18 protein-coding genes and 1 tRNA gene are annotated in these 20,416 nt (G+C 71.1%); 9 read left to right on the forward strand and 10 right to left on the reverse strand.

Going from position 1 to position 20,416, the window contains the following annotated elements; translation table 11 throughout:
- From BUE29_RS06400 to BUE29_RS06410, 3 genes are all read right to left on the reverse strand, one after another.
- A complete protein-coding gene (locus tag BUE29_RS06400; RefSeq protein ID WP_073387789.1) occupies positions 1-1,899 on the reverse strand; it encodes a CDP-glycerol glycerophosphotransferase family protein in 1,899 nt (632 codons plus the stop codon).
- The gene (locus BUE29_RS06405) at positions 1,896-3,383 is read right to left on the reverse strand and encodes a bifunctional cytidylyltransferase/SDR family oxidoreductase (protein WP_073387791.1); all 1,488 of its coding nucleotides are present in this window, start codon (positions 3,381-3,383) and stop codon (positions 1,896-1,898) included. The genes BUE29_RS06400 and BUE29_RS06405 overlap by 4 nt, the downstream gene beginning before the upstream one ends.
- A 177-nt stretch (positions 3,384-3,560) precedes the next feature.
- Positions 3,561-3,642: transfer RNA gene (locus BUE29_RS06410), tRNA-Tyr, on the reverse strand.
- 121 nt (positions 3,643-3,763) lie between these two features.
- Here BUE29_RS06410 and BUE29_RS06415 point away from each other — a divergent pair.
- A complete protein-coding gene (locus tag BUE29_RS06415) occupies positions 3,764-4,255 on the forward strand; it encodes a YajQ family cyclic di-GMP-binding protein (protein WP_073387794.1) in 492 nt (163 codons plus the stop codon).
- A 9-nt stretch (positions 4,256-4,264) separates the two neighbouring features.
- Here BUE29_RS06415 and htpX read toward each other — a convergent pair whose 3' ends face one another.
- On the reverse strand, positions 4,265-5,128 hold the full coding sequence (gene htpX / locus BUE29_RS06420; RefSeq protein WP_073387797.1) for a zinc metalloprotease HtpX: 864 nt from the start codon (positions 5,126-5,128) through the stop codon (positions 4,265-4,267).
- 60 nt (positions 5,129-5,188) lie between these two features.
- On the opposite strand from htpX, the gene BUE29_RS06425 reads away from it, so the two are divergent.
- Entirely contained in the window at positions 5,189-5,677 is a 489-nt protein-coding gene (locus tag BUE29_RS06425) for a beta-class carbonic anhydrase (protein WP_073387800.1), read from the forward strand.
- A 24-nt stretch (positions 5,678-5,701) separates the two neighbouring features.
- Here BUE29_RS06425 and BUE29_RS06430 read toward each other — a convergent pair whose 3' ends face one another.
- The gene (locus BUE29_RS06430) at positions 5,702-6,148 is read right to left on the reverse strand and encodes a hypothetical protein (RefSeq protein ID WP_073387803.1); all 447 of its coding nucleotides are present in this window, start codon (positions 6,146-6,148) and stop codon (positions 5,702-5,704) included.
- Between the two features lie 299 nt (positions 6,149-6,447).
- Between BUE29_RS06430 and BUE29_RS06435 the strand changes: the two genes are divergently transcribed.
- The 6 genes from BUE29_RS06435 to BUE29_RS06460 all read left to right on the forward strand — a co-directional run bounded on the left by BUE29_RS06435 (position 6,448) and on the right by BUE29_RS06460 (position 13,048).
- On the forward strand, positions 6,448-8,322 hold the full coding sequence (locus BUE29_RS06435; RefSeq protein ID WP_200800083.1) for a 2-oxoacid:acceptor oxidoreductase subunit alpha: 1,875 nt from the start codon (positions 6,448-6,450) through the stop codon (positions 8,320-8,322).
- Positions 8,315-9,364, forward strand: coding sequence for a 2-oxoacid:ferredoxin oxidoreductase subunit beta (locus BUE29_RS06440; protein WP_073387810.1), 1,050 nt, complete (start codon positions 8,315-8,317; stop codon positions 9,362-9,364). Before BUE29_RS06435 ends, BUE29_RS06440 begins: the two co-directional genes overlap by 8 nt.
- 63 nt (positions 9,365-9,427) lie before the next feature.
- A complete protein-coding gene (locus BUE29_RS21855) occupies positions 9,428-9,895 on the forward strand; it encodes a hypothetical protein (RefSeq protein ID WP_143168025.1) in 468 nt (155 codons plus the stop codon).
- Positions 9,892-11,319, forward strand: coding sequence for a hypothetical protein (locus BUE29_RS21860; protein ID WP_143168026.1), 1,428 nt, complete (start codon positions 9,892-9,894; stop codon positions 11,317-11,319). The genes BUE29_RS21855 and BUE29_RS21860 overlap by 4 nt, the downstream gene beginning before the upstream one ends.
- Positions 11,320-11,375: 56 nt before the next feature.
- Positions 11,376-12,284, forward strand: coding sequence for an EamA family transporter RarD (gene rarD, locus BUE29_RS06455; protein WP_073387816.1), 909 nt, complete (start codon positions 11,376-11,378; stop codon positions 12,282-12,284).
- 44 nt (positions 12,285-12,328) lie between these two features.
- Complete coding sequence (locus BUE29_RS06460) at positions 12,329-13,048, forward strand: maleylpyruvate isomerase family mycothiol-dependent enzyme (RefSeq protein ID WP_073389418.1); 720 nt, start codon at positions 12,329-12,331, stop codon at positions 13,046-13,048.
- Between the two features lie 22 nt (positions 13,049-13,070).
- Here BUE29_RS06460 and BUE29_RS06465 read toward each other — a convergent pair whose 3' ends face one another.
- Positions 13,071-13,346 carry an excalibur calcium-binding domain-containing protein gene (locus BUE29_RS06465; RefSeq protein ID WP_073387818.1) on the reverse strand — a complete coding sequence of 92 codons (276 nt, stop codon included), beginning with the start codon at positions 13,344-13,346 and terminating at the stop codon, positions 13,071-13,073.
- Positions 13,347-13,435: 89 nt separating this feature from the next.
- Here BUE29_RS06465 and BUE29_RS06470 point away from each other — a divergent pair, with 89 nt between their 5' ends.
- On the forward strand, positions 13,436-14,221 hold the full coding sequence (locus BUE29_RS06470; protein WP_073387821.1) for an esterase/lipase family protein: 786 nt from the start codon (positions 13,436-13,438) through the stop codon (positions 14,219-14,221).
- Between the two features lie 77 nt (positions 14,222-14,298).
- On the opposite strand, the gene BUE29_RS06475 is transcribed toward BUE29_RS06470, so the two are convergent.
- The 4 genes from BUE29_RS06475 to nuoL are packed head-to-tail and all read right to left on the reverse strand — an operon-like array spanning position 14,299 to position 20,409.
- Entirely contained in the window at positions 14,299-15,294 is a 996-nt protein-coding gene (locus BUE29_RS06475) for a polyprenyl synthetase family protein (RefSeq protein WP_073387824.1), read from the reverse strand.
- 20 nt (positions 15,295-15,314) lie between these two features.
- Entirely contained in the window at positions 15,315-16,916 is a 1,602-nt protein-coding gene (gene nuoN / locus BUE29_RS06480) for an NADH-quinone oxidoreductase subunit NuoN (RefSeq protein ID WP_200800084.1), read from the reverse strand.
- Positions 16,913-18,487: an NADH-quinone oxidoreductase subunit M gene (locus BUE29_RS06485; protein WP_073387827.1), complete on the reverse strand. Its 1,575-nt coding sequence runs from the start codon at positions 18,485-18,487 to the stop codon at positions 16,913-16,915. The genes nuoN and BUE29_RS06485 overlap by 4 nt, the downstream gene beginning before the upstream one ends.
- Entirely contained in the window at positions 18,484-20,409 is a 1,926-nt protein-coding gene (gene nuoL, locus BUE29_RS06490; RefSeq protein WP_234971384.1) for an NADH-quinone oxidoreductase subunit L, read from the reverse strand. Before nuoL ends, BUE29_RS06485 begins: the two co-directional genes overlap by 4 nt.
- Positions 20,410-20,416: the final 7 nt, after the last annotated feature.

Below are 20,416 nucleotides of genomic sequence, written 5' to 3' on the forward strand. Positions count from 1 at the left end.
TCAGGCCCCCGCGACCGCGTCGGTGTCGGCGGCGCCCGCTCCGGCGGTGTCGACCTCGCTGCTGCGCAGGCCGTGCGCGCCGTACTGCAGCTCGGCCTTGCGCGCCAGCGCGTCGACGGCGTCGCGGAACAGCGTCAGCGAGTCCTGCGACGGGTCGCCGATCAGGTAGGTCCGCACCGCGGCACGGCGCTGTCGCAGCGGGTCTTCCCCGCGCGCCGCGGCCAGGCCCGTGGCGAGCCCCTCGACCCCGCCCGGACGGCGCGGATCGCCGTCCGGGCGCAGCAGGTGGGCCGCGCCGGCGGATGGGTTCTGCTCGCGGAACGCGTCGTCGGGCAGGCCGCCGGGATTGCAGACGAAGTAGGGCTTGGCCGAGCGCAGGTAGTCCGACACGACGCTGGAGATGTCGCTGACGAGGGCGTCGGAGGTGTTGAAGGCGTCGTAGAGCGGCACCGCGTTGTCGAGGAGGACCTCGTGCGGCGCGCCGGCCGCCGTCACGGCCGCGACGATCTGGTCGCTCGCGGCGGCGGTGGCGCGGTTGACGCGGCCGGTCAGCGGGTGCGGTTTGTAGACGACCCGCACGCCGGGGGTCGCGAGCAGCTCGCGCACGATCGGCAGCCCCATCGCGGTGACCGACGTCTGGAACGGGTCGTCGGTCCAGCCCTCCCACGTCGGCGCGTAGAGCACGGTGAACGGCTCGCCGACCGGACGGTCGCCCAGCGAGGCGATCGCGTCGAGCTGCGGCCGGCCGACCAGCACGACGTCGTCGTCGCGGACGCCGACCTGGGCGCGGCGGTAGCGGTCCCGACCGGCCTCGCCGGCCACCCAGACCTCGTCGTAGACCTTGGTGGCCGGGTTGAAGCTGGCGGTCTTGTCGCTGTCGCCGTGCCCGATGAACGCGCTCTTGAGCCCCGGCTCGCGCAGCAGGTGGATGTTGCGCCCGACGTTGGCGACGTAGAGGCCGACGCGCGCGGTCGGCAGGTCGAGGTTCATCACGTCGGCGGTGAAGGGCAGGCACAGCACCGGCACGCTGGTCGGGCCGAACGCGTCGAGATAGCGCCGCTCACGCAGCAGCACGAGCACGGGGCGGTCGAGCCGCTCCATCGTCGTCAGCCACATGTTGACCTGGTACACGTCCGCCGCACCGCCGGAGAAGTACAGGATGACCCGCGGTGCGGCCGCCAGCACCGCCTGCTGCGCGGCTCGCATGCGCGTCTCGTCGCTCGGCAGTCGCAGCAGCGCCACGGCCGCGGGGAGCAGCGCCGCCGGCACCACCAGCGCCGCGGCCACCATGGCGATCGCGGCCGCGACCACGAGACCGGACGCGTCGTCGAGGCCGGCCGCCCACGCCCAGGCGAGCGCGAGCACGAGCACGAGGTCCGTGCGCAGCAGCAGCTGCGCCCCCGATACGAAGACGAGCTCCGACGGCGGCGGGGGCAGCTGCGCGCCGGGCACGTCGAGGTTGGCGGTCTCGAGTCGCCGCAGGCGACGCACCCGCACCACCGTCCGCACACCCAGGTACAGGCCGAGCACGAGGTGGTGGGCGAGTACCGCGGCGACGACGACCGCCAGCTCGCCGCGGCCGAGACCGCCGCCGTGGTCGCCGGCGACGAGCAGCAGCACCACCAGCAGCGTCTGGCGCACGAAGACGCGCCAGGTGATCCCGGCGCTGGCCGTGTTCAGCGCCCCGACCGCGCGTCGGTCGGCGTAGCGGACGAACACCACGTCGAGCACCCACAGCGCCAGCGCGGCCACGACGACCGTGCCGATCGACCCGGTGACGGCCCCGGCGAAGAGCACGACGTATCCGGCGGCCAGCGCGAGGAGCAGCCCGGCGTCCCGCACCCGGGTCACGCGGTCACGGCCCGGCTCGATGCCCGCCTCGGTGCCCGGCTCGGTCACAGGACGTCGACGGAGCGGTCGACGCCGGCGTCCTCGGCCGCCTGCTCGATGACCTCGTCGACGGCCTCGACGACGCCCTGCGGCTCGCGGTCGTGGCGCCGGACGTCCACGACGTGCCCCGTCATCTCCGAGGCGAGCAGGCCGAGCACGGTCTCGGCGACCGTCTCGCTGTCCAGCAGCGCGCCCTCGGGCTCCGGGCCGAAGGCCTGCTCGCGCATCGGCGTCCGGGTGCGCTCGGGGTTGACGACGTTGACGTGGACGCCGTCGTCGGACCACTCGTCGGCGAGCGCCTGCGCGAGGTTCACGCAGGCCGCCTTGGTGGCCGAGTAGAGCGAGTAGTCGGCACGGCCGCGGGTGTAGGAGCTCGAGGTGAACAGCACCAGGTGACCACGGGTCTCGCGCAGGTACGGGGCGCTGGCCCGGGCGACGACGATGGGGCCGAGCAGGTTGGTGTCGAGCTGGCCGCGGATGGTGGCGTCGTCCATCGTGGCGAGCGGGCCGGTGATGAGCTGGGCCGCGCTGAGGACGACCGCGTCGATGCGGCCGGTGGCCGCGGCGGCCTGCTCCAGCGCGGCCGCGACCTCGGCCGCGTCCTCGACGTGCGTGCCGGTCGACGAGCGGCTGAAGGAGAAGACGCGGCAGCCGGCGGCCTCGGCGAGGCGGACGACGTCGGCGCCGATGCCGTAGCTGCCGCCGAACACCACGACCGTCCGCCCGCGCAGGGTGTCGGCGAGCGCTGCGGACCCGCCGTGGTGCGCGAAGTGCGAGCTCAGCTGGAACAGCTTGTCCACGAGGAACAGGTCGATCGGGTACGTGACCTTCATGTTCTGCTCGTCGCCGGGGACCACGTGGATCGGGACGTCGGGCAGGTAGCGCAGGACGACGCCGCAGTCGTCCGTGGCGCGGAAGTCGGGATCGGCCGCGGCGAGCTCGTACGCGCGGCGGATGGTGGAGATCCGGAAGCCCTGCGGGGTCTGGCCCCGGCGCAGGTGACTGCGGTCGGGGATGGCGACGATGCGGTCGTCGTCGTCGACCTCGATCACGGTGTCGGCGGACGCGATCGCGACGTCGACGGCCTCGTGCGTGCGCAGCGCCTCGACGCACTCGCGCACGACGCCAGGGGGCAGCAACGGCCGCACCGCGTCGTGGAACAGGACGTTGCACTCCTGCGGCCCCAACGCCGCGAGGGCGGCCAGCGTGGACTCGTTGCGCCCGCTGCCGCCGGGCAGGACCCGGGTGACCTTGGGCAGGCTCGGCCTGCCGAGCAGCAGGGCCTCGGCGTCGGCCACGAAGTCGGCCGCCATCATCACGATGATCTCGTCGATCTCGGGACACTCGTGCAGCGCTTCGACGGTGTGCTCGATGACGGTGCGGCCGGCGACCTTCAACAGCTGCTTGGGACGGTCCAACCCCACGCGCGAGCCGGTGCCCCCGGCGAGGACGACCGCGACGGTGCGCAGCTGCTGGCCCTGCGGTGCGCTCATGTCCCGAACCTCTTCGTCGTGGCCGACCGTGCGGACGGCGCAGGCCGTCCTTCGCCGTCAGTCCTATCAGACCGTGCGGCACCGTCCTGTCGATAGTCGTCCGGGACGCCGGGACGAGCCGCACAGTGGCCGGACCGGCGCCAGGACCGGTCCGGCGGCCGTACGGCCGACGCGATGTGGCGGGTGTTGGGTTCGAACCAACGTAGGCTGAGCCGACGGTTTTACAGACCGTTCCCTTTGACCGCTCGGGCAACCCGCCTGGGGTGGTGCGACCGGATCGCTCCGGCCAGCGAGTAACCATACCGGACCGCCGCGGCACCCTTCGCGAGACGGTGTCGCCGGACGGTGCGACCCCGCGCCCACTGGGCTACCGTGCAGCCATGGCCGATCCGTCCTTCGACATCGTCAGCAAGATCGACCGGCAGGAGGTCGACAACGCGCTCAACCAGGCGGCCAAGGAGCTCGCGCAGCGCTTCGACTTCCGCGGCGTGAACGCTACCGTCGAGTGGTCGGGCGAGCTGGGCGTGACGATCAAGGCCGACACCGAGGAGCGCGCGAAGGCCGCGCTCGACGTGTTCAAGGAGAAGCTCGTCAAGCGCGACATCTCCATGAAGGCGTTCGACGCCGGGGAGCCCAAGGCGTCGGGCAAGACGTACGTGATCACCGGAACCATGCGCCAGGGCATCGACCGCGACCACGCCCGCGAGATCGTCAAGCTCATCAAGGACGAGGGTCCGAAGGGCGTGCAGGCCGCGATCCAGGACGAGCAGGTGCGCGTCTCGGGCAAGAAGCGCGACGCCCTGCAGGACGTCCAGTCGCTGTTGCGCAACGCCGACCTCGACGTCCCGCTGCAGTTCACCAACTACCGGTAGCGCGCGACCTCAACGCTGGTAGCGGGGGTCGCTGCGGGCGATCTCCTCCAGCCGGGCGATGCGCTCGGCCATCGGCGGGTGCGTCGAGAACAGCGACCGCACGCCGCCGAACGGGTTCGCGATCATGAGATGACTGCTGGTCTCGAGCCGCGGCGTCTTCGTCAACGGCACCCGCTGGGTCCCGACGTCCAGCTTGTGCAGGGCGGCGGCGAGGGCCAGCGGGTCGGCGGTGAGCTGCGCGCCCGACGCGTCGGCCTGGTACTCGCGCGACCGGCTGATGGACAGCTGGATCATCGACGCCGCGAGCGGGCCGAGGAACAGCATGAGCAGCTGGGCGAACGGGTTGCGGTCGCGGTCGCCGCCACCCGGCGAGAAGAACAGCGCGAACTGGGCGAGCATGGTGACGCCCGCGGCCAGGCAGCCGGCGACCGAGGAGATGAGGATGTCGCGGTTGTAGACGTGGGACAGCTCGTGGCCCAGGACGGCGCGCAGCTCGCGTTCGTCGAGCATCCGCAGGATGCCCTCGGTCGCGCACACCGCGGCGTGTCGCGGGTTGCGACCGGTCGCGAAGGCGTTGGGCTGGTCGGTCGGGGAGATGTAGAGCCGCGGCATCGGCTGCCGCGCGCTCGTCGCCAGCTCGCGCACGATCCGGTACATCATCGGCTGCTCGATCTCGCTGATCGGCCGGGCCCCCATGGAACGCAGCGCGATCTTGTCCGAGTTGAAGTAGCTGTAGGCGTTGATCCCGACCGCCAGCAGCAGGCCGATCAGTAGGCCGCCCCGACCGGCGAGCAGTCCGCCGCCGACGACGAGCAGCGCGCCGAGGAGCCCGAACAGGACCGCGGTCTTGAGATTGTTGCGTAGGCCGTGCATGTCCTCACAACGCCCGGGAGCACCGTCGCCGTTCCCGCCGGGGCTTGCGAGAATCACGCCATGTCGGCCATCGACCACCTCGTCCACGCCAACGCCGAGTACACCAAGAGCTTCGCGGGTGCCCGCCCCACCCGCCCGAAGCTGCGACTCGCGATCATCACGTGCATGGACTCGCGCCTGGATCTGTTCGGCGCCCTGGGGCTGGAGATCGGCGACGCGCACCTGATCCGCAACGCAGGCGGCATCCCCACCGACGACGTGCTGCGCTCGCTCGCGCTCAGTCAGCGGGCGCTGGGCACGCGCGAGGTCGTGGTCATCCACCACACCATGTGCGGGATGGAGAACTTCGACGACGAGGCGTTCCGGGCCGAGCTGGAGGCGGACTCCGGCGAGCGGCCGACGTGGAGCGTCAAGGGCTTCACCGACCTCGTCGCCGACACCCGCAGCTCGATGGATCGGGTGCGCACCTGCCGCTGGATCCCCCACCGCGACGACGTGCGCGGGTTCGTCTTCGACGTGACGACGGCGACGATCACCGAGGTCGAGTAGCTGGCGGCGCGGCGACGACGGGGCTCAGTCGGCCTGCTGCCACCGGAACGACGTCATCAGGGCCTCGACGCGACGGTCCAGCTCGCTCGTGACGACGGGGTCGGCCGTGCGGGCGGGCTCGGCCGCGTGCTCGACGCTGTCGTCGGCGACCACGAACTCGGCGAGCAGCGCCAGCTGCCGGTTCGGCGCCGGCATGATGTAGCGGCGTTTGCCCGGGGCCGGATCGTCGTCGACCAGCTCGTGCGCCACCGAACCGGGGGCCACCTGGCGGACCGCGAGCTCGTCGTCGTCGATGATGCCGACGGTGAGCGCGCCAGTCGCCTCGCGGACGTCGTCGTCGATCACCATCGTGCTCAGCACCGCGAGCAACGGAGCGCCCTCGACGTCCTCGGGCAGGCCGGCTTCGCTCGCGCTCACCACGATCCAGTCCCGGCAGTCCATCTCGAACGCCGGCAGGACGAGGTCGGCCATGACGCCTCCCGTAGGTCGGTGGCGCCGGGACGATGGTCCCGACACGCTCCGGACTTTGTACCCCCAGCCTTCCAGCCGATCACGGTGCCGACCAATCGGGCAATCCCGTTCGGCGCGACCGGGCGTGTCGTGGCGGGTGCGGCGGCGCGACGCGTCGCCTCCGGGTCACCGACGCTGCCGACGGTGAGCCAGACCACGACCGGCGGCCAGCGGGCTTACGTACCATGACTGGGTTGCGGGTCTGCCGTCCCCGACGCGACCCGCGCGACACCTCGATGCCCCTGGAGGCACGCACCCGAATGACCGAGAACGTCAAGCACGTCGAGCAGTTGGACAAGGTCGTCATCCGCATCGCGGGTGACTCCGGTGACGGCATGCAGCTGACCGGTGACCGGTTCACGCAGGAGACCGCGGTCTTCGGCAACGACCTGGCGACGTTCCCGAACTTCCCGGCCGAGATCCGGGCGCCGCAGGGGACGCTCGCCGGGGTCTCGTCGTTCCAGCTGCACTTCGCCGATCACGACATCCTGACCCCGGGCGACCGGCCGGACGTCCTGGTGGCGATGAACCCGGCGGCCCTGAAGGCGAATCTGGCCGAGCTGCCCGAGGGGGCGACGGTCATCGTCGACACCCGCGACTTCACGACGCGGGCGCTGGCGCGGGTGGGCTGGTCGGCCAACCCGCTCGAGGACGGCACGCTCGACGGCTACAACCTGCACGCGTTCGACCTGACCCAGCTGACGCTGGACGCCCTGGCCGGCACCGAGCTGTCGCGCAAGGACGCGGGCCGGTCGAAGAACATGTTCGCGCTCGGGCTGCTGTCGTGGATGTATTCGCGCCCGACCGAGGGCACGTTGTCGTTCATCCGGACGAAGTTCGCGGCCAAGCCCGACATCGCCGAGGCGAACGTGACGGCGTTCAAGGCCGGCTGGAACTTCGGCGAGACCACCGAGGCGTTCGGGGTCTCCTACGAGGTCAAGCCCGCGGCCGCGCCGACCGGCACCTACCGCAACATCTCGGGCAACCTGGCGCTCGCGTACGGGCTGGTGGCGGCGTCGCGGCGCGCGGAGCTCCCGCTGTACCTCGGCGCGTACCCGATCACGCCGGCGTCGGACATCCTGCACGAGTTGAGCAAGCACAAGCGCTTCGGCGTGCGGACGTTCCAGGCCGAGGACGAGATCGCGGGCATCGGCGCCGCGCTGGGTGCGGCCTTCGGGGGCGCGCTCGCGGTCACCACGAGCTCGGGTCCGGGCATCGCACTGAAGGGCGAGACGATCGGGCTGGCCGTCTCGCTCGAGCTGCCGTTGATCATCTGCGACATCCAGCGCGGCGGTCCGTCGACCGGGCTGCCCACCAAGACCGAGCAGTCGGACCTGCTGCAGGCGATGTTCGGGCGCAACGGCGAGGCCCCGGTGCCGATCGTGGCGCCGCAGTCACCGGGTGACTGCTTCGACGCCGCGGTCGAGGCCGCACGCATCGCGCTGACCTACCGCACCCCGGTGTTCCTGCTCTCCGACGGCTACATCGCCAACGGCTCCGAGCCGTGGGCCGTCCCGTCGGTCAGCGACCTGCCCGACCTGCGGGTCGAGTTCGCGACCGAGCCGAACGGCGACGGCAGCAACGGCGGCGCCGAGGGCGACTACCTGCCCTACCTGCGCGACCCCGAGACCCTCGCCCGGCCGTGGGCGGTGCCCGGCACCAAGGGGCTCGAGCACCGTATCGGCGGCATCGAGAAGGCCGACCGCACCGGCAACATCAGCTACGACCCCGACAACCACGACTTCATGACCCGCACCCGGCAGGCCAAGGTCGACGGCATCGCCCGTTCGCTGCCGCCGATCACCGTCGACGACCCGTCCGGGAACGCGTCGGTGCTGGTGCTGGGCTGGGGGTCGACCTACGGCCCCATCGGCGCGGCCTGCCGGCAGGTCCGCGAGACGGGCGCGGCCGTCGCCCAGGCGCACCTGCGCCACCTCAACCCCTTCCCCGACGACCTGGGCGACCTGCTGCGTCGCTACGACAAGGTCGTCGTCCCCGAGATGAACCTCGGCCAGCTCGCCACCCTGATCCGCGCCAAGTACCTCGTCGACGCCATCAGCGTCACCCAGGTCCGCGGTCTGCCCTTCAAGGCCGACGAGCTCGCCGAGATGCTGCAAGGAGTGATCCATGCCTGACGCGCCCGGCAACGACCTGGGGCTCAAGCCCAAGGACTTCAAGACCGACCAGGAGGTCCGCTGGTGCCCGGGCTGCGGCGACTACGCGATCCTGGCCGCGGTGCAGGGCTTCATGCCCGAGCTGGGCGTGCCGCGCGAGAACATCGTGTTCATCAGCGGCATCGGCTGCTCGTCGCGCTTCCCGTACTACATGAACACGTTCGGGATGCACTCGATCCACGGCCGCGCGCCGGCCATCGCGACGGGGCTGTCCACGTCGCGCCCGGAGCTGTCGGTGTGGGTCGTGACCGGCGACGGCGACGCGCTGTCGATCGGCGGCAACCACCTGATCCACGCGCTGCGCCGCAACGTCAACCTCAAGATCCTGCTGTTCAACAACCGCATCTACGGCCTGACGAAGGGCCAGTACTCGCCGACCTCCGAGGTCGGCAAGATCACCAAGTCGACGCCGATGGGGTCGTTGGACAACCCCTTCAACCCGATCTCGGTCGCCCTCGGCGCCGAGGCCACCTTCGTCGCCCGCACCCTGGACTCCGACCGCAAGCACCTGCAGTCGGTGTTGCGCGCCGCGGCGGATCACGACGGCACCGCGCTGGTGGAGATCTACCAGAACTGCAACATCTTCAACGACGGCGCCTTCGACGTGCTCAAGGACGCCGAGACCCGCGACGACTGGACCATCCGCATGGAGCACGGCCAGCCGCTGCGCTTCGGCACGCCCGGCGAGGACGGGCTGGCCGGCAAGGCCGTCGTCCGCGACGAGCTCGGCACGCTGTCGATCGAGGACGACGTCGCCGCGGACGACCCGCGCGTCGTCGTCCACGACGCCCACGTCGACAACCCGTCCTACGCGTTCGCCCTCTCGCGACTGCAGGCCGTCGACTCGCGCTACGCGCCCATGGGAGTGTTCCGCTCGATCGACAAGCCGACCTACGACACCGCCATGGCGGCCCAACTCGAGGACGCGGCCGCACGATCCGTGGGCGACGACGACGCGCTGCAGCAGCTGCTGCTCGGCTCGGACACCTGGTCGGTCGCCTGACCCGGGGAGAGCTGCCCCTCGCCGCGGTTCCCGCGGAGGTAATGCGCACGTAAACTCTCGCGCGTGACGATCGTGTCCGCGCCCGAGCCGGTTGCCCTACGGCGACCGGCTGCCGTCGTGCTCGTCGGCGGGCTCGTCGCACTGGTCGTCGGCACCTTCCTGCCGTGGCTGCGCTCGGGGTCCGCGACGCGCAACAGCTACGCCGCCGGCGGTGCCCTGCGGCGCATCCTCGACCCCGGCGGCGCCCTCGGCGGCGCGCTCGCCGTCTGGCCGTTCGTCACCCTCGCATGCGCCGCCGCGATCGCGCTGGTGCTCCTCGGCCGGATCCCGGCAGGCGCCGTCGTGGCGCTGCTCGCCGCGTGCGCCGCCGGATCGGCGGGCGCCGTCGCGCTCGCCGCCGCCCCTCGCCCGTACGTCCGCGCCGCGGCCCTCGGCCCCGCCGTGACGCTCGCCGGGGCGGCCGTCTGCCTGCTCGGCGCGCTCGCCTGCCTGCTCGCTCGTCACCGCCATCCGGATCGGAGTTCCCGATGACCAACCCCTACGACCCGCAGCACGGTCCGGGCCAGCCGCAGTACGGACAGCCGCAGTACGGGCAACCGCAGTACGGGCAACCCCAGTACGGGCAACCCCAGTACGGCCAACCCCAGTACGGCCAACCCCAGTACGGCCAACCCCAGTACGGGCAACCGCAGTACGGCCACCCGGGACAGGACGAGTACCTGCGCGGTCCGGGGAACACGCCGCCGGGCGAGCGCAAGCGGCACGGCAAGCTCGTCGCCGCCTCGGCCGCGGTGGTCGTGCTCGCCGGGGGCGGCGTCGCGACCTACGTCGCGGTGTCCTCGAGCGGTGGCGGCGGCACCGACACCCCGCGCGCCGCGGTCGAGAAGATCGTCACCGACCTCGACAACGACGACCTCGTCGGCGTCCTGGAGGATCTCCCCCCGGGCGAGCGGGCGGCCATCACCAAGCCCTTCCTCGACACCGTGGACCAGCTCAAGCGCACCAAGGTGCTGCGCAGCGACGCCGACCTGTCCAACGTGAGCGGCGTCGACGTCCACGCCACCGACCTGCGCTACGCCGACAAGACCGTCGTGATCAACGACGACGTCCAGATCGTGCAGGTGACCGGCGGCCGGTTCGGCATCAACGCCGACGCCGCGAAGCTGCCGCTCACGGCGGACTTCGTCAAGGCCATCGGCGGCACCCCGTCGAACGGCCGGACCTCGGAGTCGGTCGACATCTCCGACGCGGTACGGCGCAACGGCAAGCCGGTGCGCATCGCCACCCAGAAGGTCGACGGCAAGTGGTACCCGAGCCTGACCTACACGATCGCGGACGCCGCGGCCGCGGACTCGGGCAAGGGCGCTCCGGGCGCGGCCGACCGCATCCCCGCCGTCGGCGCCGACTCCGCCGACGCCGCGGTGCGCAAGGTGGTCGACGCGCTGCTGAAGGGCGACGTGCGGTCGGCGATCGAGGTGGTGTCACCGGACGAGCTCGGCGCCCTGCACGACTACGGCACGCTGGTCGTCGACAAGACCCACTACGACCCGGTCCAGGCAAGGATCGACGACATCCAGTTCGCGGACCAGAAGGACGCCGACGGCACCCGGGTGACCCTGAAGTCGCTCGACCTGACGACCGACGAGGGGCAGGTGAGGGTCGCGGTGGACGGTGACTGCGTGTCGGTCACCGTCGACGGCGACACCAAGCAATTCTGCGCCAGCGACGTCGTCGACATGCTGCAGCAGCGCGGCTTCGGCCTCACCCGCGCCCAGGCGCAGGCCGTCGCGCGGGTGTACGCCGGCCTCGGTCAGGACGTCGGCATCGAGACCACCCAGGTGGACGGTTCCTGGTACGTGAATCCGCTGCGGACCTACACCCGGCTCGGCGCCACCGTGCTGTCCAAGCTGCAGGGCAACGACCTGCTGGAGCTCATCGGGCTCGTCAACGACTGACCCGGTGGGCGGGGTCGCACCGCACCCGCCCACCGCGTCACCGTAGATTCGACGTCGTGGAAGGAGAGCGGCGTCGGGGGCTCGGCTACGGCGCGGCGTCGTACGTGCTGTGGGGCATCTTCCCGCTCTACTTCCCCCTGCTGGAACCGGCGGGCACCGTCGAGATCCTCGCCTCGCGAATGGCGTGGACACTGGTCGTCATGCTGGTGGTCCTCGCGGTCTCCGGCGGGTTCTCCGGATTTCGCGCGGCGATGCGCAATAGACGCACGCTCGGCCTGCTGGCTGTCGCCGCCGTCTTCATCACCTCGAACTGGGCGACCTACATCTACGGCGTCAACACCGGTCACGTCGTCGAGACCAGCCTCGGGTACTTCATCAACCCACTGTTCACCATCCTGCTGGGCGTCCTCGTGCTGGGTGAGCGGTTGCGGCGCGCCCAGTGGGCGGCGGTCGGCATCGGCACCGTCGCCGTCGCCGTGATCGCGATCGACTACGGCAGGCCACCGTGGATCGCGCTGATCCTCGCGTTCTCCTTCGGCATGTACGGCTTCTGCAAGAAGCGCGCCGACGTCGGTGCCGCCGACTCGCTCACGGTCGAGACGACCGTGCTGTTCGTGCCCGCACTGGTCGTGCTCGGAGTCGTGGGCGCGCAGGGTGATCTCGTCTTCGGCACCCGCTGGTCGACCTCGTTGCTGCTCGTGACGAGCGGTCTCGTCACCGCCGTGCCGCTGCTGTTCTTCGCCGCCGGAACGCGGCGGCTGCCGCTCAGCGTCCTCGGGCTGCTGCAGTACCTTGCGCCGGTGCTGCAGTTCGCCGTCGGCGTGGGCATCCGGCACGAGTCGCTGCCGGTCGCCGAGCTCGTGGGGTTCGTCCTGGTGTGGATCGCCCTCGTCGTGCTCACGGTCGACGGACTGCACGGTCAGCGCACGGCGCGCCAGCAGGCCCGGCTCGGCGCGCTGGGATGAGCCCGGACGGTCGCGGCGAGCTCGGCCGTGCCACGATCGTCCCCATGCCGGACCCCACGGCCGCCCTGCAGGCGGTGCGCACGTCGACCGCCGATCTGCTCAAGGGCCTGGAGGAGCATCGCTGGTCAGACGACGAGCTGCGCGCGCCGTCGCGCTGTGCGGGCTGGACGCGCGGCCACGTCCTCACGCACCTGGCGCGCAACGCCGACGGCATCGCCGCGACCCTCGCCGGCGCCCTGCGCGGCGAGGTCGTCCCCCGCTACCCCGGGGGCGGCCGGGGTCGCGACCAGGAGATCGAGGACGGCGCGCCGCGACCGGCCCTCGCCCTGCTCGCGGACGTGAGCGAGTCCGCCGAGCGTCTCGACCGGGTGTTCGGTGCCGTGCAGGAGGCGGGCAGGTGGGATGCCCGGACCGACGGCGGGCTGACGGCGGCCGACTGGCCGGCGCGGCGGTTGCGCGAGGTCGAGATCCACCGGGTCGACCTCGCCGGCGACTACGGCCCCGACCGGTGGCCGCCGCTGCTGGTGGCCGAGCTGCTGCCAGGGGTGATGACGTCGCTCGCGGAGCGGGTCGCGACCGGGGTGCACGTCGTGGTGGACGCGGCGGGTTCGGTGGCACCCGAGCCGGCCGGCCAGGAATGGACGGTGGGCGACGGTGCGGTCGAGGTGCGCGGGCCCGACTGGGCGGTGCTGGCCTGGGCCACCGGACGGGGCGCTGCGGCCACCGGGCTGGGCGAGGCGCCCGGGCTCGCACCCTGGCGCTGAGCGCCCGCCGCGGCGCACCGGGTCAGCGCGCCTCGCAGGCCACGCCGTCGTGGTCCCGGTCGCTCTTCTTGTTCGCCCGGTAGAGCGCGTTGCTGCGCGTGAAGTTCGTCACCGGCTTCGTCTTGCCGCGCACGACGTCGTGGGCGCCCTTCTTGCCGACGCCGTGGGGGTACTTGGCGTGCAACGCGGTGCAGTTCTTGTAGGTCTTGGCCGCGGCGTCGGCCGACTCGGCCGGGATCAGCACGGCGGCGGCGGCGAGCGTGGCGCAGAGGACGGTCGGCACGAGCTTACGAGTCACAGCATCTCCCGATTCGCTAACAATGAGCACACACTAAGCGCTGGTCGTACGCGGGGCAGCGGCCGAACGTCCTGCGCTTGAATGGGCCGATGACCTCCACCCAGGCCGCGCCCGAGATCGACGTCCGGCCGCCCTCGCTGGCGCTGTTCCTCACCGAGCCGGCCCGGACCGCCTACCGGGTGGGGACGTTGCCGCTCGCCGCGCCGTGGCTCGTCCGGGCGCCGCGACCCGCCGCGGGCGACGGCCACGGCGTGCTCGTGCTCCCCGGGCTGATGACCACCGACGCCAGCACCGCGCTGCTGCGCCGCTTCGTGCGCGGCCTCGGCCACACCGCGTGGGGGTGGCGGTTGGGACGCAACCTCGGGCCGACCCGCGACATCCTCGACGGCATGCCCAGAGCGGTGGACCTGCTCGCCGAGCGCACCGGCGGCCCGGTCTCGCTGCTCGGTTGGAGCCTGGGCGGCGTCTTCGCCCGTGAGCTGGCTCGCCGCCGGCCGGAGCTGGTGCGGCAGGTGATCACGCTCGGCAGCCCCTTCGCCCTGCACGACCCGGCGCAGAGTCGGGCCGGCTTCGCGTTCCGCCGCAACGAGCACCAGCACGTCGCGGGCGCCGGCCCCAGCCCCGGGACGGCACGCCCGATTTCGGTGCCGTCCACGGCCGTGTACTCGCGGCACGACGGGGTCGTGCACTGGCGCTCGTGCGTCGAGGCGCCCAGCGACACCCATCGCAACGTCGAGGTGCGCTGCGCCCACCTCGCCTTCGGCGCCGACCCGGCGACGCTGTGGCTCATCGCCGATCGGCTCGCCCAGCGAACCCCCGGTGCCACCGCGTTCCGGCCACCGCGTGCCCTGCGCCCGCTCTATCCGCGCGGATAGGACCAGGTCGTCGGACCGGGTTGCGAAGCTCCGCGCCGAGCACCGCCGCGGGAAGGCGGACGGCGCGCGAGCGGGCCTCAGCCCGTCCGGTCGATGACGAGCTCGGTGAGCGCCTCGAGGGCGCGGCGGGCGGGGACGTCGGGCAGCGCGGTCAGCGTGGTGCGCGCCGCGTCGACGTGCTCCTGCAGCGTCGCCCGCGCCTCGGCCATACCCGCCGACTCGCGCAGCAGCCGCAGCGCCTCGCCGTGCTCGGCGTCGTCGGGCAGCGGACGGGACACGAGCTCGCGCAGCCGCGCCGAAGCGGGGTCGGTCGAGCGCAGCGCGTAGAGGCTCGGCAGCGTGGCGATGCCCTCGCGCAAATCGGTGCCCGGGGTCTTGCCCGACTCGGCCGACTCCGACGCGACGTCGATGATGTCGTCGCTGAGCTGGAACGCCACCCCGATCTGCTCGCCGAACAGGCGCAGGCTCGCGATCTGCTCGTCGTCGACGCCGGCGAAGTGGGCGCCGAACTCGGCCGCCGCGGCGATGAGCGAGCCGGTCTTGTCGGCCAGCACCGACAGGTAGTGATCGAGCGGGTCCACGCCGGCGCGCGCACCGACCGTCTCGCGGATCTGCCCGATCACCAGCCGTTCGAACGTGCGCGCCTGCAGCCGCACGGCGAACGGGCCGAGGTCGGACAGGATGTTGGACGCCCGGCTGAAGAGGAAGTCGCCGGTGAGGATCGCGACGGTGTTGGTCCACCGCGCGTTGGCCGACGGCGCCCCGCGGCGGACGAGGGCCTCGTCCATGACGTCGTCGTGGTACAGCGTCGCGAGATGGGTGATCTCGCAGACCACCGCCGCCGGCACGATCTCCGGCCGGGTCGGGTCGCCGAAGTGGGCCGCGAGCACGCTCACCATGGGCCGGAACCGCTTGCCGCCGGCGTCGACCAGATGACGGGAGACGTCTGAGACGAAGTCGTCGCCGGTGAGGACGGATTCGCGCAGCGCCGCCTCGACGGCATCGAGACCACCCCGGACGGAGCGTTCGAGAACCGGGTCGTCGAAGCCGACGGCGATCGCCGCTGGCGTCATCGCGTTCCCCCGCTCGCTCGTCAGCCCGTCAACCGGGCGGCCTTCGTCGCGAGATCCAGGATCGGCTGCGGGAAGACGCCCAGCACCACCGTAACGACCACGCCGAAGGTGAGCGCGATGGAGGTCGACCAGCCCGGGATCGCGATCGTCGGCGCGTTCTCCGGCGGGTCGGCGAAGAACATCAGCACGACGATCCGCAGGTAGAAGAACGCGGCGATCGCCGAGCTGATGAGCGCGATGACGACGAGCGGACCCGCGTCGCTGAAGGCGGCCCGGAAGACGAAGAACTTGCCGGTGAATCCCGAGGTCAATGGGATGCCGGCCATCGACATCAGCAGCACCGTCATCGTGATGGCCACCGCCGGGCTCTTCTTGGCGAGCCCCGACCACTGCGCGAGCCGGGTCGCCTCGCCCTCGGAGTCGCGCACCACCATCAGCAGGCCGAACGCGGCGAGCGTCGAGAAGCCGTAGGTGAGCACATAGAACAGCACGCTCGAGATGCCGTCCTTGCCGAGATGGCCGTTGCGGTCGACCGCGAGCAGCCCCACCAGGATGAACCCGGCGTGCGCGATCGAGGAGTACGCGAGGATGCGCTTGACGTCGGTCTGGGTCAGGCCGAACACCGCTCCGACGACCATCGAGGCGATGGCCGCAGCCCAGATGATGGGTCGCCAGTCGTAGGCGGTCGTGTTGAACCCGACGTAGAGCACCCGGATGATCGCGCCGAACGCGGCGACCTTGGTGCACGCGGCCATGAAGGCGGTGACCGGGGTCGGCGAACCCTGGTAGACATCCGGGGTCCAGCTGTGGAACGGCGCGATGCCGGCCTTGAACAGCAGGCCGACCAGCAGCAGCGCGAGGCCGGCGTAGAGCAGGATGTCGGACTTCGTCGAGCCACGGGTCGCCTGCAGGATCGTCGGCAGGTCGACCGAGTTCGCGTAGCCGTAGAGCAGCGCGAGGCCGTAGAGGAAGAACGCCGACGCGAAGGCGCCCAGCAGGAAGTACTTGACCGCGGCCTCCTGCGACAGCAGCCGCCGGCGCCGCGCCATGCCCGCCATCAGGTACAGCGGCAACGACAGCACCTCGAGCGCCACGAACATCAGCAGCAGGTTGTTCGCGATCGGGAAGATCAGCATGCCCGAGACCGCGAACATCATCAGCGGGAAGATCTCGGTCTGCACCCGGTCGGTCTGCGCCAGCCGCCGGTCGTCGGCCGACCCGACGACGACGGCGGACGACGCGACGATCGGGCTGCCGACGTCGACGCTCCGCTCGGCCATCAGCAACGTGGCCATGATGGCGAGGGCCAGCACCGTCCCCTGGATGAACAGGCCGGTCGAGTCGACCGCGAGCGAGCCCGCGAAGGACAGGTTGCTCCCGGCCGGCGACGGGGTCGCCACGTTGGTGGCGTGGATGACGCCGACCGCCACGACCGCGGCGATCAGGCCGCCGAGCGAGATGACCAGCTGGGCGGGGAATCGGTCGCGCCGCGGCAGGACGGCCTCGGCGATGACGCCGAGGATCGCGGCGCCCAGGACGATGAGGATGGGCGACAGCGCCGAGTACGACACCGACGGGGCGTCGATGGTGTTGTCGGCTGCGGCCAGCAGCAGGGCGCTCACTTCTGACCTCCGACGGCCGTCTGGTAACTCGGGGCGGGATCGGTCGTCCCGATGTCGTGCTGCAGCGTCACCTTGACCGCCGGGTTGATGACGTCGAGCACCGGCTTCGGGTAGACGCCGAGGAAGACGATGATCGCGATCAGCGGCGCGACGCTGAGGATCTCGCGCGCGTTCAGGTCACGGAACTTCGTGACCCGCTCGCTCACCGCACCCTGGAAGGTGCGCTGGTAGAGGTAGAGCACGTAGACGGCGGCCAGGATGATGCCGGTGGTCGCCACGATCGCGTAGCCCTTGTACCGGCTGAAGACGCCGACCAGCACGAGGAACTCGCTGATGAACGTGCTCATGCCGGGCAGCGCGAGGGCCGAGAGTCCGGCGAGCAGGAACAGTCCCGCCAACCGCGGCGCGACCTTGGCCACACCGCCGTAGTCGTCGACGTTGCGACTCTTGCCGCGGGCGATGAGCAGGCCGACGACGATGAACAGCGCGCCGGTCGAGAAGCCGTGGTTGACCATGTACAGCACGGCGCCCGAGCCGCCCTGCGTCGTGAACGCGAAGATGCCCAGGCCGATGAAGCCGAAGTGCGCGACCGACGTGTAGGCCACGAGCCGCTTCATGTCTCGCTGGCCGATGGCGAGGAACGCCGCGTAGAGCACGCCGATGACCGACAGCACGAGGACGGCCGGCGCGAAGAACTTCGACGCGCCCGGGAAGAGCACGAGGCAGTAGCGCAGGAAGCCGAACGTGCCCACCTTGTCCAGGACGCCGACCAGCAGGGCGGCACCGCCCGCGGGCGCTTCGGCACCGGCGTCGGGCAGCCAGGTGTGGAACGGCACCAGCGGCGCCTTGATCGCGAAGGCGATGAAGAAGCCGAGGAAGAGCCACTTCTGCGTAGCGTCGTTCGGCAGCGGGTGCTCGATGAGGTCCACCATCGAGAAGCTGCGCGAGCTGCTGGTGACGTACAGGCCGATCACCGACGCCAGCATGAGCAGGCCGCCGACGAGCGAGTAGAGGAAGAACTTCATCGCCGCGTACTGCCGGCGCGGGCCGCCGAAGCTGCCGATGATGAAGTACATCGGCACGAGCATGGCCTCGAAGAACACGTAGAACAGGAACACGTCGGTCGCGGTGAAGACGCCGATCATGAAGAACTCGAGCAGCAGCAGCAGCGCGAAGTAATTCTTGACCGAGCGGCGACGCGTGGGGGTCGCCTCCTCGGCGCCGGAGCGGCTGTCGAGCGCGTTCCACGACGCGAGGACCACGGCCGGCACGAGCAACGTCGACATGCCGACCAGGGCCATGGCGATGCCGTCGGCACCGAGCGAGATGTGGACGCCGAACGCCTTGATCCAGTCGACCTGGAAGGCGTACTGGAAGCGGTCCGCGGCCGTCTTCGGCATGCCCGTGTTCATGGTGAACAGCAGGACGAGCGCGTAGACGGTGACGCCGAGCGAGACGACCAGGGTGACCTGCTTGGCGAGCTTCGACTGCGCCTCGGGCAGCGCGAACACGGCCAGCGACCCCGCGAGCGGGATCAGGACCAGGACTAGAAGCTGATAGGACTGGTTCACTGGAAACGCACCGCCAGGAGCACGGCGATGATGGCGACCGTGCCGGCGAGCATCGACAGCGCGTAACTGCGCACGAATCCGGTCTGGGCCCGTCGCAGTCGCGACGAGCTGCCACCGAATCCGGCCGCGAGGCCGTTCACCGCGCCGTCCACCCCCCGGTTGTCGAAGAACACGAGCGCGCGGGTCAGCCACTGCCCCGGACGCATCAGGAACGTCTCGTTGAACTTGTCGGCGTACAGGCTGTTGCGCGCGACGAGCGTGACGGGTGAGCCGGCCGGCTGCACCGTCGGAACGGGCCGGCGGCCGAAGGCGAGGAACGCCCCGGCGATGCCGAAGACGACGACGACGAGCGTGATGGCCGTGAGCGCGACGGGCGAGACCGTGTGCGTGCCGACCTCCTCGGCCTCACCCACCGACGGCTCCAGCCAGTGCTGCACGCTACCGCCCATGATCATCAGGTAACCGCCGGCGAGCGCGAGCACGGCGAGCACGGCCATCGGCAGCCACATGACCGGCTTCGCCTCGTGCGGGTGGACGTCGTCCTCCCACCGGCGCTTGCCGAGGAAGGTCATGACGAAGGCGCGGGTCATGTAGAACGCGGTCAGGCCGGCGCCGAGGAGCGCGCAGAGGCCGAGGATCCAGCCCGTGGCGCCGCCCTTGTCGAATGCCGACTCGATGATCTTGTCCTTGGTCCAGAACCCGGTGAACGGCGGGATTCCGAGGATCGCCAGGTAACCGCAGGCGAAGACACCGAAGGTGATGGGCATGACCCGCCACAGGCCACCGAAGCGACGCATGTCGATGCGGTCGTTCATCGCGTGCATGACCGAGCCGGCCGAAAGGAACAGCGCGGCCTTGAAGAAACCGTGCCCGACCAGGTGGATGATGCCGATCGCGTAGACGCCCGGGCCGAGCCCGACGGCCAGGAACATGTAGCCGATCTGGCTGATCGTCGAGTTGGCCAGCACCTTCTTCAGGTCGTCCTGCCCGGCCCCGGCGATGCAGCCGTAGAGCAGGGTGATCGCGCCGAGGATCGTGACGACGGTGCGCGCGGCGTCCGAGGCGTTGAAGATCGGCGCCGAACGGGCGATGAGGTAGACGCCGGCGGTGACCATCGTGGCGGCGTGGATGAGGGCCGACACCGGGGTCGGGCCCTCCATGGCGTCGGGCAGCCAGGTCTGCAGCGGGAACTGACCGGACTTGCCGCAGGCGCCGAGCAGCAGCATGAGCGCGATGGCGGTGGCCGCGCCGGTGGAGAAGTTCGTGCCGAGCACGGTGTTGAACGCGGAGGTGCCGGTGAACGCGAACATCAGCATGATCGCGATGGACAGCCCGACGTCACCGACGCGGTTGGCGAAGAAGGCCTTGTTGCCGGCGGTGGCGGCCGAGTTGCGGGTGAAGTAGTAGGAGATCAGCAGGTAGGACGCGACACCGACGCCCTCCCACCCGATGTAGAGCAGCAGGTAGCTGTCGGCCAGCACCAGCAGCAGCATCGCCGCGATGAAGAGGTTGAAGTAGCCGAAGAAGCGGCGGCGGCCGTCGTCGTGGGCCATGTAGCCGACCGCGTAGATGTGGATCAGCGAGCCGACACCGGTGATGAGCAGGGCGAACACGAGCGACAGCGGGTCGAGCAGGAAGCCGACCTCGATGCGGAAGTTGCCGACCGGCGCCCAGTCGAACAGGTTGAGGTCGACCCGGCGCTCCTCGCCGTGCAGGTCCTTCACCGAGAAGAACAGCATGACCGTGTAGACGAACAGCGCGATCGGGACCAGCGCACCGAGCAGGTGCCCCCACTTGTTCGCGCGACGGCCGATCACCAGCAGGATCAGCGCCGAGAGCGCGGGGACGGCGACCAGCAGCCAGACGCCTGACTGGATCCCGGTCGCGGTGTGGAACTCCGTGCCGGATTCGGCGAGATTCACCGAGCCG

The sequence above is a fragment of the Jatrophihabitans endophyticus genome (assembly GCF_900129455.1).
Classification (GTDB): Bacteria; Actinomycetota; Actinomycetes; order Mycobacteriales; family Jatrophihabitantaceae; genus Jatrophihabitans; species Jatrophihabitans endophyticus.

Coding starts and splice junctions, on each gene's coding strand:
- BUE29_RS06405 (WP_073387791.1), bottom strand. CDS start 3,383: ATGAGCGCACCGCAGGGCCAGCAGCTGCGCACCGTCGCGGTCGTCCTC.
- BUE29_RS06415 (WP_073387794.1), top strand. CDS start 3,764: ATGGCCGATCCGTCCTTCGACATCGTCAGCAAGATCGACCGGCAGGAG.
- htpX (WP_073387797.1), bottom strand. CDS start 5,128: ATGCACGGCCTACGCAACAATCTCAAGACCGCGGTCCTGTTCGGGCTC.
- BUE29_RS06425 (WP_073387800.1), top strand. CDS start 5,189: ATGTCGGCCATCGACCACCTCGTCCACGCCAACGCCGAGTACACCAAG.
- BUE29_RS06430 (WP_073387803.1), bottom strand. CDS start 6,148: ATGGCCGACCTCGTCCTGCCGGCGTTCGAGATGGACTGCCGGGACTGG.
- BUE29_RS06435 (WP_200800083.1), top strand. CDS start 6,448: ATGACCGAGAACGTCAAGCACGTCGAGCAGTTGGACAAGGTCGTCATC.
- BUE29_RS06440 (WP_073387810.1), top strand. CDS start 8,315: ATGCCTGACGCGCCCGGCAACGACCTGGGGCTCAAGCCCAAGGACTTC.
- BUE29_RS21860 (WP_143168026.1), top strand. CDS start 9,892: ATGACCAACCCCTACGACCCGCAGCACGGTCCGGGCCAGCCGCAGTAC.
- BUE29_RS06460 (WP_073389418.1), top strand. CDS start 12,329: ATGCCGGACCCCACGGCCGCCCTGCAGGCGGTGCGCACGTCGACCGCC.
- BUE29_RS06470 (WP_073387821.1), top strand. CDS start 13,436: ATGACCTCCACCCAGGCCGCGCCCGAGATCGACGTCCGGCCGCCCTCG.
- BUE29_RS06475 (WP_073387824.1), bottom strand. CDS start 15,294: ATGACGCCAGCGGCGATCGCCGTCGGCTTCGACGACCCGGTTCTCGAA.